Genomic DNA, 14,813 nt, shown 5'->3' with positions numbered 1-14,813 from the left:
CTGCACGTGTTAAAAATCGATGACCTGCATTTTCATGATCTGCGTCACGAAGGCACCTATCGTATTTTCCCGCGAGCCGCGATCCCCGCGCCAGCACAAAAGGTGAGCTACCCGCTCAAGCTGGACGACCTATTGATGCGAACAACGCGCCCGAGGCAGGCTTGGCACAAGAGGTCGGAATCGGGCGCGCTGATTCGCCCCCCAAGCCGAGGTTAACCGGGATTATACTCATCTTGCGAAGTGAGTATAAAAACGCTCGACGCCGGGTTCCACCTCGAGCACGAACTCACGAGATTGCTCGATGGCGAACCGAGCCGCTATTTTGCGTCGGCATGCGCGCCGGAAGACGCCACTGATCTTGTCGCCGGCCTTGGCATCGACGTGTTCAAGGCCAGTGCGCGCAGACATCCTCGCGGAAGAGTATTGGGAATGCAAGATGCGCAGCTATCGGAGGAATTGATCAGAACAGCTACAGTTCACGAGACAGCAACGGCTCTCGAGCTTGCATGTTGGAGCCTACCAAGTTTGGTAGCTGTTTATTTCAACCCGCGTAGCATCATTGCCTGCGGCAAGACTTAGACTTCAGAGGCCCAGCTGACCCACAACGTTGGCGACTCTGAAGGTCTTCGCGTTAGATCATGATGCGATCAAATGGATCCTATCACGATTTTCTGCGAACGATGAAGGTCGAACTCAAAGGGCGTCAGATCTATGTCCAGCAACCCATTCGAAGCCGCGGTGATTCTCGACGGCATCCGCCGCTGGGTCGAGATCGAGTCACCAACGGAACGGCCGGACCAGGTCAATAAACTGGCTGATCTCGTCGCGTCGGGCTATCGTGACTTGTCAGTCAGCGTCGACCGCGTTGCGGGACGCGACGGCTGCGGCGATCATTTGGTCACACGCTCGTCCTGGGGCCAAGGCGTACCGGGCATTCTCGTGCTGAGCCATCTCGACACAGTTCATCCGATGGGGTTCATCGAGCGCCTGCCGTTCAAAGTCGAGGGCAACAGGGCATTCGGCCCCGGCATTTATGACATGAAGGGTGGTGCCTATCTCGCGTATCACGCGTTCCGGCAGGTTTGCGCCGATGATGTCCGCCCTCCGCTCGGCGTCACCCAACTTTACGTATCGGACGAAGAAATCGGTAGCCCGACCTCGCGGGCATTGATCGAGGCCGAGGGCCGCAAGGCCAAGTATGTGCTGGTGACCGAACCCGCGCGCGAGGGCGGCAAGATCGTCACCGGACGCAAAGGCGTTGCGCGCTTTGAGGTCTTCGTCAAGGGCACGCCGGCCCACGCCGGTGCGCGCCCCGAAGATGGCTGCAGCGCGATCCGGGAACTTGGCAATGTGATCCAGACACTGGAGGCGATGAACGATTTTAAGCGTGGCGTCACCGTCAATGTCGGCGTCGTCCGTGGCGGCAGCAAGTCCAACGTGATCGCCGAGGAAGCCTATGCGGAAGTCGATATGCGGGTGCCGACCATGGCTGACGCCGACGAGTTGGTTCCGAAGATCCTCGGCGTCACCTCACGTACCCATGGTGTCACCGTGAAGGTTATCGGCGGATTGAACCGGCCACCGTACGAAAAGCGCAACGCCGGCGCCGCACTTTACGAACACGCCAGAAGCCTTGCTGCCGAGCTCGGCTTCAAGCTGCTCGATGTATTCAGCGGTGGCGGCTCTGACGGCAATTTCACCGCGCCGCATACCGCAACCCTCGACGGTCTCGGCGTCGACGGCAAGGGCGCCCATACGCATTATGAGCAACTCTACATTTCGTCGATCGAGCCGCGCGCCCGGCTCCTCTATCGCCTCTATCAGACGCTGCAATGATCTTCGCTCCAGTGGAGCCGACGACCGCGACGTGCACCAGATGACGGCACGCTCGCACAATCGCGCGGCTCGCTCGAACGGCGCAAAGGGGTCAGCTACCATCAGGCCGGCTTGTCGAACACAATCGTCGGATCTCGCCCTGGGCTTGCCGCGTCAGCGCCCGACAGATGCGCAGTGAAGCATTCAATAAGGCACAGCGGACGTTACATCCGCTATGGCTGCGAAGACGACGGATGCCCGATCGCGAACGCGCGGGCTTTTCGACAACAGCCTCGTCGCTTGCGAACCTCGTCTCAAGCGACTTTCTGACGCAGACCCTGGCGCAGAATTGCGGTCGACACGACACCGCTTGGCAGCGCCTTACCGGCAAACCTGAGAGCTTTGGCATGCTCCGCGGGTTGCCCAAAAGAGCTTGAATCGCACGTAACGTTAAGTTGTACGATCCCTAAATCGCCGCGTGTCTCGTCTGCCGTCAGAATCGTGAAGGATTACGAATGTCTCACCTCGTCAGAACATACGCTGAGTGTTGGTCATGATCCTCATTCCCGCCAGCAAATCGGTCGAGATGCTATGCAGCGAGTCTTGATCGCAGTACCGCGGCTCGCAGGTAGTTGTGAACGCCCCGGCATTCCAGAACCAATACTGTGCGGCTGCCCCAAAGCGAGGCGCCAGCGAGACGGTGATGCCGGAAGGGATCGGCGTACACCTCGATCCCGAGCCCTCGCAGGGCGCCGCCGCTTCCCGCATTTGCAACCGAACGGCAAGACGACCGCACCGAACTCACCTCGGAGAGCCAGCATTTGGTTCGATTCACACCACTTTCCCGATGCTGGTGGAAGCTTATCCTCGCGCAAGTGTGCGACGGCCCATGCGACTGCGTATCTTTTCAAGAAACTTGAGCTGCAAGTGTCGCTCGGCGTGACTGGCGCGGCATCGGAAGAGATGGCGCGATATCGCGGAGCAGCAAGTTGAAAGAGCCGGACGGCGTCAGGAAGGTCCTGCTGATCGACCACATTGAAGGCCAATGCCGAGCCATTGTCGGCTTCAAAGATGGAGATCCAAGGTCGGCATATATGTGCGGCGAGCCTGTATGTCAAAGACCAGGCAAGAAACAGTCGTCATGGTGCACCTATCACTACGGGCAGATGCACACGACTGCTTCCGAGCAAAACAGAGCAAGTGGATCAAGTGCCTGATACCTCGAACAGTGTCGATCGTTCGCTCCCCATGACAGCCATCAAGAACCGCTCCGTCCTGCTCGGGCCGCGGGATCGTAACCTGGGTAATGGGTACCCGAAGCACTCAATCGAGGTCTGGCGAAGTAGATCCGAACTCCGGCTGAACTACATCGGAACCAGCGTCTCTTGCGAAGCTCACGGAGGATGAGTTTGGATCTCTGCACATTGATTGAGCGCAACGCTGCGTATGCCCCCGACAAAGCCGCGCTCCGTTTCGAGGGACACGCTCTGAGCTACTCGGGCTTCAATCGACGGATCGGGCGTGTCTCTTACGCCCTCAAGCGCCAACTCGGCATCAAGAGGGGTGACCGGATCGCGATCCTCAGCCTCAACCGGCCTGATTATCTGACATTGCTCTATGCCTGCGCGCGGCTCGGCGCAATCCTCGTTCCATTGAATTGGCGCCTTGCGGCCGCAGAGCAGCTTTTCATTCTTTCCGACTCCGGAGCAAAAGTGCTCGTGCTTGAACAGGCATTTAACGCCGTCTTGCCGGCTCTGACGCGGCAACTTCCCGATACCTGCCTCGTCGGCCTGGACTTCGCGCCGCCCGGCGGAAGCAAGTTGGACGACGTTCTGGACGAATGCTGTGGTGACGAACCCACTCCAGATGCGGATCTGTCCTGCCCGGTTCTGATCGTCTATACTTCTGGCACGACAGGGCGACCTAAAGGCGCTGTGCTGCGTCAGGACGCGTTGCTGTGGAACGGGGTTATGAGTCAGCACATGCATGACCTAACCTCGACTGATCACGCCCTGACTGTTTTGCCGCTCTTCCACGTCGGCGGCCTCAATATCCAAACGACGCCCGGTTTGCATCATGGCGCGACGGTAACTATCCAAAGCCGCTTTTCGCCAGAGGCAACGTTTGATGCATTCGAGCATGACCGACCCACACTTGCAGCCCTGGTCCCTGCCATGATGCAAGCGCTCACGGACCATCCGCGATGGGCAAGCGCGGATTTATCCGCGCTCAAAGCAATCTGTACCGGATCGACGATGGTACCTCAGCGCCTTGTCGAGCGCTTTGCGAGGCGCGGAGTGCCAGTCTTACAGGTTTATGGTGCGACCGAGACCTCTCCCATCGCGGTCTATACCAAGCTCGGCGCAGATCTCGCACCTGACGGCGCAAGCGGCCTGCCTGGCCTTTGCTGCGAAGCAGCCATCATCGATGATGTGGGCACCAAGTTGCCGCCCGGGACCCCAGGCGAGATCGTAATACGTGGACCCAACGTCTTCTGCGGATATTGGGGCGATCAACAGGCAACGCGTGAGGCCTTTAGTGATGGTTGGTATCGCACTGGTGACATCGGCCGCTGCGATGCCGACGGATATTTTTGGGTCCGTGACCGCAAGAAGAACCTGATTATCTCCGGCGGAGAGAATATCTATCCGGCGGAAGTGGAACGTGTGCTCATGGGCCATCCGGATGTCGCCGAATGCGCCGTCGTCGGTCGACGGGACCCACGCTGGGATGAAGTCCCGATCGCCTATGTGGTCAGGCGACCCGGGTCCCGGATCGCAGCCGAAGCGCTGCTGACGCATGTTCAATCGCAGCTCGCCCGTTTTAAGGTACCGCGCGAAATCATATTTACGCACGAACTGCCAAAAACGGCGTTGGGCAAGGTCCAGCATTTCATGCTGAAGGAGCTCGATACGCAGTCAAGCCCGGAAGGAGACAGCGATTGAGAACCGCGGATTGGTTGGCCGTAGTTCCCGACTACACCACAGGAGATATCGAGGCAGCGCAACACCGCCTTCCGGTCGGTACCTCCATACGATGCGTCGCGGCGAACTCATCGTCGCTGGCATGGTGGTCTATGCTTAATCACGCCAGGCGTCTGGGAGATTGTCGTTGCCTCGGATCTTAATCATGAATGCCGGGACAGCTCAAATGTCCGGTGGCGATCTAACAGCAACTCAACTGTCCCTTTCCGCCAACTCCGCATGCCGGTCTGCCTGGTTTGCACAGGAGGGTGACCTAATAGTCTCTCCGGTAGCAATCCCGGCAGACCTGCTATCCTTCATCGGCGCGACGCTCAATTTCGATGCCTCGAGTCTCTCGACGCTTGTGCCTGACGACGCCCGTGAATCGCTGATTCTCAACGATTGCACCCTGCTATCCAATGCTTTCGTCGAGCGACTCAACAGCCATATTCGCCAGAAATCAACTTGGAGAATATCTGCCTGCTACTCTAGTGAAGGCGTAGCGCGCTTGGCGGAGCTGCTTGGCATCCCGCAGAGCGGGGACGAATTCGCTTTGCAGCGAGGGCCGGATCTCTTGAACCGCAAGAGCCACTTCCGTCAATTGGCGACAAGTGTCGCGCTCCCACTGCCCAGTGGATGCGCGACCACAAACCCAAACGAACTATTCAGGGCGGTCACCTCCTTAAGGTCAGAGACCGGCAACGTGATCGTCAAGTTGGATAATGGAGCGGGCGGAGTCGGCAATGTTATCCTGACCGGCAACGAAAGTGGAGCACTTCCTGGGGCGAGAGATACCCGAACGGTTGCTTGGCCATCGTTTGATCCTCAAGCACTTTGGTCTGAGATGATCACAGCATCCTGCAAGACATTGGTCATTGAATCGTACCACTTGGCTCGCGCTCCGTTCTATCTTGAGTATGAGATAGAGGAGGATGGTTCCATCGTTTTCATCAACAGTGGAAGCATCCGTCTACGTCGCAGCGAAGACCGATCCGAACGAGCGCTCATCTGGACAGGGCTCGAGCTTCCAAGCGACCTGACGAATGAGCAATGGTTGGCTGCACAGGCGCACGCCTACCGATTTGTCGAGCTGGCGCGAACCTTGGGGTATCGCGGAATGATCAACATTGATGGCATTTTCGCGAGCGACGGCCGGCTTTTCTTTAACGAAGCGAACGGCCGGTGGGGCGGAGGGTCAGTGTTACATAGTATTGCCGTCCGGCTGCTGGGCATCGATTATTCCAGTCGCCACGTCATTTCTTCCGTAAGAAACGTTCCATTATGTTCTCTCCAGGCCGCGCTTGATCGCTTCGTCAGGTATGGATTTCTATTCGATGGCACACGCAAGGAGGGCGTGATCCCGCTTGCCGTCGATCAAGAGGCAGGCACCGTGGAGTGCCTGGTGATCGCGCGCGATAGGTCAACTGCCCGCGATCTGCAGCACCGGTTATTGGCAATGGCCAACTGAAATCACAGACCTCTTAAACTCCTCCATTCGTTCGAAGCCCCCCCGTATCCGAAACCTGTGCTTGACACCCGCTGCTGGGAACGTCAGGGGAGTGGTTGCCTTTTTCGCTCGAAGTAGACCAACCGTGAACTTCCGAATTAGGCAGCGTCTGCCAGAAGCTGGCCCGCGTCCTCAACCCGTTCGAAAGCCGTTTCCGCTAACGGTCCTCACAGGCCGTCAGCAGTGTTTTCGATGATCCGGCGATTCGCGCCGCCGCGTTTTGAACAGAAGTACACCAGCGATCGGCGCTCGCCAGCGTGCACAGGCTTCACCTCATGTCGGATCCTACATGTGGTGACAACCACGGCCCCAAACGGCGGTCGAAATACCTGCTGTTCGTACGCGTTCGGATAGACCACGAACTCACCCCCCTCAAAATCCCTCGCGAGTTGCACAATCACGGAGTACTCGAAGTCAGGGTCGCTCTCAGCGTCTAAGTGGATGCCAACGAACGAACCGGGAGGCAATCGATGCATTTGGCATCGGCGAATCACGTAATCTGACGATGCCCCCAAGATCTTCTTCAGCGCAAAGCTGCGGTCTTTCCTCTCAAGCAATTCGATGATCTGCCCCGGAGCTTTGCCATGCACATTGGTCGGAGGGCGGCCCGGCGGATCTACCCTCACCCGCTTCACGAAGACATTGTGCGAGTCGCCGGCATCTCCCACCCGCACCTCTTCTTCGGGAATCTCCATCTGGAGCTGATCGATCCTCGCCAAATCATCTTGGGTGAACAATGTCTGAGGGGCGATTACGACCGTACCCTTCACCAATAGCTCTATACGGTATTTGGTGAGAGCCTCTTCTGAAAGCAGACGAGATCTATCGTTCATTGCGCGCGCCATGCGACTTCACTCCAAGTTTGATCTTAACTGGTGGCTTCCCAATCCTCGCGCGTCGGGCGGAACGCTTCCTCCCAATGCTCGCCATCGAACTCTTCTATTGTTATGTTTTCGATCGTTCTCTTATCCAAGCACCGAATGTTTACGCTGAAACCCGTGGGGTTCGATCGCGGTCGATAGAATGGCTTTACGCCGCAAATCCGGCAAAACGTGTGACGAGCGATATTCTTGTTAAATTGATATGTATTGAGAAACTCTTCGCCACACTCAATTCTGAGCTTATCGCCGGATACAAGCAGGTGCAGAAACCCGGACATTTGGCAGATGGAGCAGTTGCATCGAACTGCGGAGAGCTCTCGCGGCGCTCGGACGTAGAACTTGACGGCACCACAATGACAACCGCCGTGATGTTCGATCTCCGCAAGACCATCTTCCTCAATTGAGACAGTTTGCAGCAGATCGCGGCACCACTGTAAGCTGAGCCGATAGGCTCGATCGAATTCATCCAAAAAACGACGATTGCCGTCAGCAGGCACAACTTCGCGAATGAGCCGGGTTGTCATTTCTCCGTGATACTTCTCGGCGGGATCCACGCCGCCGACATGAGTGCGGAAGTACTCCAGATCGTCAGACTGCGCATCAAAGGTTTTGACCAGAGTGGTCCACAGTGACTGGATCATTTCCGCAGCATGCAGCTCAAAAGCGACCATGTAGGCGCAGCGCACGACCGGATCTTTCGCTGACAATCCGGCATAGAGGGAATGCAGGTACCGCTTCGTTGTGGCGCTATAATTCGGCTGTATCGTTCTACCGAGTAGTCGCGATGCATCCTTTCTCAGCAGGTTTGAGTGGAAATCTTCAGTCGCCAGAATATCGGGTAGCGCCGTCTTGCCGCCTCGCAGAACCCGGCCATAACCGCCCGTCTCATCCCAACAGATGAAATTTGCGACCACGCTGGTTAGTTCAACATCCCTAGGAAGGTCTCGGTTGCGACGCATCGCATCAAATATGAGATCCTTTTGCGAGCCTGCCTGCAGGTAAGGGAACGCCTGTGACATCGCCAAGTATTCCGGCAGCAAGCTCGCAACTTGGCGTTTAGACATCTCCGCAGCGAACGGATGCAGGCCAAACAGATTTCGCGCTTGCTCAGTCAAGTACTCGCAGACTATCTGCGAAGGTCGATCCAGTTGAACTTGCGACGCTTGAGAAGGCCTCATTTGAATCCTAACCGTGGAGAGAATGATGTTTGAGGAGCACTTTCGAAGGCCACCAACTTGGTCCGACGGGTTTGCGGTCGCGTTCGTCATACAGGCGAACTGCTCCCAACCATCTTTGCGGTCCCAGGCAGGGCCATCAGGGATCAGTCCTGTACATGAGCGCGTCGATAGGAACATGTCGGTAGATTGAAGCCACCACCCTCTCGCGTTGGATTTCCCTCCACGAGCAATCCAATCCCGCGAATGACCAAACGCGCCATCCATCATTTGCTGACTCATGCTGAATATCGGCGTCCGCCAGGCCAAGGAAGCCTCGCCTGACATGCGCAGGCGGCACATCCGGCCAGCTCGACGCTTTCACCTGCGACCTGTCGTGGACGGATCAAGCATCCACGGTTGCTATTCACTGCCTGCTCATCGCATCCCCTGCGGACTTGATTTGGCATTGCCGAGACGAACCACATCCAGCGGGCTCTTCGAGGCCTGCAGCTACAATCTACGTGACATTGCGGCTGCCGGCCGAGAACGATTGTCTCAAGGCAAAGGGACCGCCGCTGCCATTCGCCCGTTCTGCGTGCACTCGTCCAATATCCTGTGTTCCTGCACGCTTGTAGCAATTGCTATGCCAACCTTGCACTACGCGGGTCAATGTCTGAGTACGAACCGGTAACTCAATGGTAGTGTTTTGAATCTGGCGGGAATTTACGCGCAGTTAGAAGCCGAACAGTGAAGGCGCGTTACCGAATCAGCCGATACCATCCGCGGTGGACACAGAGCTAGTGAAACGCCAAAGATTGCGCGCACAGCTACCTCGTAGGTGACCGAGCGGAACCTCATGCCTTGATTTCGTCTCGAGCAGGCGGGACTTCTGGCGATTGATGTCGGGAGCGCTTGCGTCTCCAGGAACGAATTCAAAATTTGTGCACCAATGGAGCGTCGCCGAAAATAAGCCGAAAAGATCAGGCGCCTTCCGGTTGGTCGGTAATCTCTCTAAGAGTCTGACTCAAAATTCATGACTTGACGTTGGCCGATCTGGCGATGCGGCGGACCAGTTGTCGAGTTGACGCAATAAGGAGCCATGCTTCAGCCGAGGTGACGGAGGCCTCCCAATCCTTGGCAAGACGTCGGCAGCGGTTAAGCCATGCCAACGTTCGTTCGACGACCCAGCGTCGGGCAACAACAACGAAGCCTTTTGCCTCATCCGGGCGTTTGACAATTTGAATAGTGGGCCCGTCGATTCTCCGGAGCGCGTTCTCAAGCTTTTCGCCGGCGTAGCCGCCGTCAGCAAACAAGTGCGCAATAGTCGGGTAGCTCGCACACGCCAAAGTGACGACGGTCGGCGCACCGTCCCGATCCTGAACATTGGCCGGGTGCACGATGGCGCTCAGCAAATTTCCTTGTGTGTCGGTGACGATATGACGCTTGCGACCTTTGATCTTCTTGCCCGCATCAAAGCCGCGCGGCCCACCGCTCTCGGTCATCTTGACCGATTGACTGTCGATGATCGCCGCCGTTGGTTGCGGCTCCCGTCCAGCAAGCCTGCGCGCGATTTCAACCAAGGCGTCATTGATCAAGTCCAACACCCCGCTGTCGCGCAGGCCATAAAAATAGTACTGGACCGTCGTAAAGGGAGGAAAATCCTTCGGCAAAAGCGCCCATTGGCATCCCGTCGTCGCAATGTACTGGATCGCATCCCATACCGATCGCATGCAGGTCTTGCGCGGTCGACCCACCTTGCTCCGCCCTGGCATCAACAGCTCGATCAAGGCCCATTCCGCATCCGTACAATCGCTTGCATAGCGCAGCGCTCGTCTGTCATGCTGACAGCGGGTGATTTCGGTCCAGGTCATCTGCTTCTCCGATGGCTTCGAACACCTCGAAAGAATCACAACCTGCTGAAATCACCCAACTTTAATTTCCGGTCAGCCTCTAAGAGAAAATCACGGCCTGATTGCAATTGGGCTGGCGTGAGGTTTTCCGCAACCGGCCATTTCAGACGGGAAGGAAACTCGCTGTGTCACAAACGCTCGTTCAGCAAGCGACAGTCAAATCGCGGATCAACGCCATTCTTCGTGCAACCAGCGGCAATTTTCTCGAGCAGTTCGACTTTTTCTTATTTGGCTTTTACGCCAGCGCCATTGGGAAAGCTTTCTTCCCCTCGGACAACGAAACCGCCTCATTGCTCAACACCTTTGGCGTGTTCTGGTTGGGTGCCTTAATGCGTCCCGTGGGGGCGATCGTACTGGGAGCCTATATCGACAGGATCGGCCGTCGCCAAGGCCTGATCATCACGTTATCGATCATGGCGGTCGGCACCGTGATTATCGCCTTCTGTCCCAGTTATGCGACAATCGGCATTGCCGCCCCCATCATTGTTCTAGCAGGACGACTGTTGCAGGGATTCTCCGCCGGCGTCGAGGTTGGCGGCGTTTCGGTCTATTTGGCGGAGATCGCGACCCCAGGCAATCGCGGTTTCTATACCTCTTTTCAATCGTCCAGCCAGCAGGTCGCGATTTTTGTCGCAGCGATCGTGGGCTACCTACTGAATGAATCGATGCCGCTCGAAGCCGTCGCCTCCTGGGGTTGGCGCATTCCGTTTTTTCTCGGTTGCCTTATCATTCCTCTTATCTTTTTCCTTCGTCGGACGCTGGAGGAGACCCCAGAATTTTTGGCGATGAAGAAGCATCCCACGGCGCGCGAGGTCTTTGCCTCGGCGCTCGTCCATTGGCACACGGTCGTTCTCGGGATGATGATGGCGATCCTGACCACGACGACTTTCTATTTCGTCACCGTCTACGCACCGACGTTCGGCAAGACCGTCTTGAAGCTGTCCACCCAGGATGCGCTCTTGGTGACCCTCCTGGTCGCGGTGACCAACTTCATCTGGAATCCAATTGGCGGTACCGTTTCCGACCGTATCGGCCGCAAGCCAGTCCTGCTGGCCATTGCCGGCCTTGCGTTGATGACCGCCTATCCGGCTTTGAGTTGGTTGGTAAGCGCCCCCAGTTTCGGCAAGCTGCTTGCGGTGGCGATGATGTTCTCGTTCTACTTTGGCACCTACAGCGGGACTATGCTGGGTGCTCTCGTCGAGATCGTGCCTGCGCATGTGCGCACAACCTGCTTCTCCCTGGCCTTCGCTTTCGCGGCGGCCCTGTTTGGTACGTTTACGCCACTCGCCTCTACTTGGCTCATTGAGCGAACTAATGACAAGGCTTCACCCGGATTCTGGCTGATGTTTGCAGCTGCTCTCGGTATCATCGCGGTACTCACCATCTATAGGGGAACCCCCAAGCCATCGAGAGCTGAGAAGCCTTCGCTTCGGAAATCGCCCGAGAGCGCTTTGGGCGTGCAAACAGCATCTCGCTAGCACGTGATCCTAACCACTGACGTGTCATACGGCCTCGATCGATGCGCAGAGCCAGAGTTCGCTCAGCGTATCGACGCGGGGCTAGGAGCCGTATCGCATGTCCGACATTGTCGGAAGCCAGACACGAGCGATGACTGCATATCTGACACTTTAAAAGTAAGCTGTTAGAGTGCCACGTCCTCGGTGATCCGCGTACACGGCAAATCACCATCCAACATTGACACCAGGCCTCGGCGGGCGCTGGATGTCGGCTGTGAACGTTGGAAAGTCCAGGCCTGGAGACCGCCTTGTGGACAGCGGACGGTTCCATCATCGCGGATGTGCAGCAGGTTGGGTAGCAGCAGCAGGCCGTGATGGACGTTGTCGCCGTCCGGAATCCGTGCCCGCGCGACAGTCCGAGCTGTATCGTGGTATAGAACCCCGGCACCGTGTGCTCGGATCGATATCGTCCTCGACGTCGCGCCGTCGTCGGCCCGGACCGATCGGGCGCCCCCTCGAGGGTGTTACTGATGTCGTTGCGGCGCACGCGCGCGCTGGTAACGCGGCAGAATAGCCGGTGAGCATGGGAGCGCTTATGGCGGCGGGATGCCGATTGACGCGAGCCTGACGCGATCGCTTGATGGTCTTCAAGCGGCATCGCCGCTGACGTCATCGAGATGCAGCCTTATGACGCCGTACTATCCGGCGACCTGTGCGGTCCGATGGTGCACCATCTTGCACTATTCAGGCGGGGCAGTTTGCGCCGCCGCAGCCTCGTGGTTTGCTCGGACACGATGCGCTCCCGCACATCGGTCAGCGGACTGCAGGTCGACTCACGGATTTTGCCATGTCCAGGAGCGACGTCGGGCCGCTCAGTTCTCGACCGCCTTTGCTGCCGCTGAACAAGGCAATGCGTCTTGTAATCGGACGCATGGAACGCGCGACGTTCACCGCCATCAATTCTCTAGGCTGGAGTTGACCGGCCTGCAGGACCGCCCTGTGTCGGATCCCGCTTCTGCTCCGCCATATGCGATAGTCGTCACCGCAGGGGAATATCTCTGTACCGAAGGCCGCAACCGCTAATCGGCAGTCTTCGATGACGCTGCTCAATCAAGTACGACAGCCATGTCAGCATTCCGAAATCAGCATCTTCTGATGTCGCGGTTGTTACGAAGGCCGGGCTCAAAGAGCGCAAGCTACCCGGTCGCAATGAGACCGGGATTCCATCTGATGGCCATACAGTTCCAAAGTCCCTTGTGAGGATGGCTGTCCGAATGCAAGCGCTTTCCTTGCCGGAGATCCTCCGCTGGCAGTTTCGACAATCACATTACGCGAGAAACACAACCTTTCCGCTACTTCCGTGCTGGCCCATATCCTGCATCGCGTGCAAATGTGAGACAAGAGAGCACCGAAGATGAGAGTTACGTTTGCGCCTTTGCCGTCAATCGACGATACAGCAGCCGGTGTAGAGCCGGCGACGACGATTAGCAACCTCGTGGAGACGAAAGCGTGTAGCTCTTGCGTGCGTTGGCCCCGCCGCTCTTGATTTCGTTCTGGCCTGCGCATCACGCGTTTATGTGCGCCAGCACATCGATGTCGAGCGATGTTCGTGCGCGTCCGGTGGCAACCAACACGTTTGGCGCTGGTTTCGCAGCTTTGAGCGGCTTCGGATCAACCCGCGCCACCACTCTATCGCGCGAACAGACCCTTAGAGTCGAAACCAATGCCACTCGCGTGCTGACAGATGAATGCGCGCCAATTCTGACACGAGGTGCTTAGACGTGCCCGACAAACTGGATCTTCGAAGTTTCAAGCTACATTCGCAACGCGATGCCGTGCTCAATGAAGTGCATGCGCGCCCGTTTATGCAGCTTATTCCTCCATTTAAGGTGACACACTTCGCATTTCTTTCGCAGGGCGATGCGGCCGCAAGCGATCGCCGCGCCTTCGTCACGTTTTGTCGAGAGCGTGACCTTCCAGCTCCGCAGCTCTCAGCGAAACATCACCAAATCGACATCGGGCCCGTTGTGCTTCGCTGGGAGCAGCATGCCGAATTCGCAATCTTTACCTGGATAGCGAATGGCCCGTTCGCTCGACAGAGCGGCGACTCCCAAAGTGCGGTTCACTCCTTGATGCGCAACTTGCGGCAGGAAGGGCAATTGCTGGTCGCAATCAAGCTGGATGTCGAGCAGCACGCCGCCCCATTGAGGCGCGCCGAACAACTTTTTGACAAGAGCAGCCTCGCCATGGCCCGCATAAAGGGCGGAGCAAGTGTTATGGCCTCGGATTTTCGAGTCGACGAAAACGGTTTCACCAAAATTCTTGTCTGCGACCTCGGGCTGACGCCGCACAATCTTGGTGCACTGGTGCAGCGGCTGCTTGAAGTTGAGACCTATCGTCCGTTGGCGCTGCTTGGTCTGTCGGCCGCTCTTGAGCTTGGTCCATTTGTCGATCGCATTGACAGACGTCTCGGCGAGGTGCTCGAAGAAATGCAAGGCGCGGAGGGATTGAAGCTCAACAACCATCTCCTTGCCGAACTGACCGCGTTGGCCGCCTCTTTCGAGCGAGGCGCGACCGGAAGCCTGTTTCGCTTCGGCGCCAGCAGAGCTTATTACGAGCTAGTTCAATCCCGACTGTCCATCATCGAAGGCAGTGAGATCACGGACTATCCCACATGGTCGTCGTTCCTGGCGCGCCGGATGGCGCCTGCGATGCGAACTTGCGAGACGACCAAGGATCGTGAGGTAACTCTGTCGGTCAAGTTGGCGCGCGCCGCCGATCTGTTGCGAACCCGTGTCGACGTTGAAATCGAACAGCAGAACCGCGACCTATTGCACGCTATCAATGAACGCACCGGACAACAGCTTCGGCTGCAGTGCACGGTGGAGGGATTGTCGGTCGCGGCGATAGGATATTACGTGGTCAGTTTGTTTGGCTACCTTGCCAAGGGAGCGCACGATGTTGGTCTCCATGTAGAACCCTCTTATCTAACCGCGGCGTGCGTGCCGGTCGCAGTCGGGGTGATCTGGCTGGTTAGTTACAATGCACGAAAGCGACACCTCAAGCATCGCGACGGGCCGTCCGTAACGGACAGGTAAGCATCATTTAGCTGATTGACAACAG

At 57.4% G+C, this 14,813-nt stretch carries 8 protein-coding genes; 5 read left to right on the top strand and 3 right to left on the bottom strand.

Annotation, left to right across the window (positions count from 1 at the left end):
* Positions 1-711 precede the first annotated feature (711 nt).
* From ACVWYP_RS15280 to ACVWYP_RS15270, 3 genes are all read left to right on the top strand, one after another.
* Positions 712-1,836 (top strand): M20 family metallopeptidase, encoded by a 1,125-nt coding sequence (locus ACVWYP_RS15280; protein WP_028343550.1) that lies wholly within the window; start codon positions 712-714, stop codon positions 1,834-1,836.
* 1,388 nt (positions 1,837-3,224) lie between these two features.
* Positions 3,225-4,760: a class I adenylate-forming enzyme family protein gene (locus tag ACVWYP_RS15275; RefSeq protein ID WP_026192383.1), complete on the top strand. Its 1,536-nt coding sequence runs from the start codon at positions 3,225-3,227 to the stop codon at positions 4,758-4,760.
* A gap of 184 nt (positions 4,761-4,944) precedes the next feature.
* Positions 4,945-6,246 carry a preATP grasp domain-containing protein gene (locus tag ACVWYP_RS15270; RefSeq protein ID WP_240536980.1) on the top strand — a complete coding sequence of 434 codons (1,302 nt, stop codon included), beginning with the start codon at positions 4,945-4,947 and terminating at the stop codon, positions 6,244-6,246.
* A 206-nt stretch (positions 6,247-6,452) separates the two neighbouring features.
* Here ACVWYP_RS15270 and ACVWYP_RS15265 read toward each other — a convergent pair whose 3' ends face one another.
* The 3 genes from ACVWYP_RS15265 to ACVWYP_RS15255 all read right to left on the bottom strand — a co-directional run bounded on the left by ACVWYP_RS15265 (position 6,453) and on the right by ACVWYP_RS15255 (position 10,194).
* Positions 6,453-7,130, bottom strand: a complete 678-nt coding sequence (locus ACVWYP_RS15265; RefSeq protein WP_016842020.1) for a 2OG-Fe(II) oxygenase — start codon at positions 7,128-7,130, stop codon at positions 6,453-6,455.
* Between the two features lie 23 nt (positions 7,131-7,153).
* Complete coding sequence (locus ACVWYP_RS15260; protein WP_233475859.1) at positions 7,154-8,623, bottom strand: GFA family protein; 1,470 nt, start codon at positions 8,621-8,623, stop codon at positions 7,154-7,156.
* A gap of 731 nt (positions 8,624-9,354) precedes the next feature.
* Positions 9,355-10,194, bottom strand: a complete 840-nt coding sequence (locus ACVWYP_RS15255) for an IS5 family transposase (RefSeq protein WP_259245116.1) — start codon at positions 10,192-10,194, stop codon at positions 9,355-9,357.
* Between the two features lie 164 nt (positions 10,195-10,358).
* Here ACVWYP_RS15255 and tcuC point away from each other — a divergent pair, with 164 nt between their 5' ends.
* Complete coding sequence (gene tcuC / locus ACVWYP_RS15250) at positions 10,359-11,711, top strand: MFS transporter (protein ID WP_016842022.1); 1,353 nt, start codon at positions 10,359-10,361, stop codon at positions 11,709-11,711.
* A 1,760-nt stretch (positions 11,712-13,471) separates the two neighbouring features.
* Positions 13,472-14,788, top strand: a complete 1,317-nt coding sequence (locus ACVWYP_RS15245; protein WP_026192381.1) for a DUF3422 domain-containing protein — start codon at positions 13,472-13,474, stop codon at positions 14,786-14,788.
* Positions 14,789-14,813: the final 25 nt, after the last annotated feature.

This window comes from Bradyrhizobium sp. USDA 3262 (assembly GCF_054060035.1).
Note: the sequence above shows the minus strand (reverse complement) of the source record. Positions and strands in the feature narration are given on the sequence as shown.

Coding starts and splice junctions, on each gene's coding strand:
- ACVWYP_RS15280 (WP_028343550.1), top strand. CDS start 712: ATGTCCAGCAACCCATTCGAAGCCGCGGTGATTCTCGACGGCATCCGC.
- ACVWYP_RS15270 (WP_240536980.1), top strand. CDS start 4,945: ATGAATGCCGGGACAGCTCAAATGTCCGGTGGCGATCTAACAGCAACT.
- ACVWYP_RS15265 (WP_016842020.1), bottom strand. CDS start 7,130: ATGGCGCGCGCAATGAACGATAGATCTCGTCTGCTTTCAGAAGAGGCT.
- ACVWYP_RS15260 (WP_233475859.1), bottom strand. CDS start 8,623: ATGAGTCAGCAAATGATGGATGGCGCGTTTGGTCATTCGCGGGATTGG.
- ACVWYP_RS15255 (WP_259245116.1), bottom strand. CDS start 10,194: ATGACCTGGACCGAAATCACCCGCTGTCAGCATGACAGACGAGCGCTG.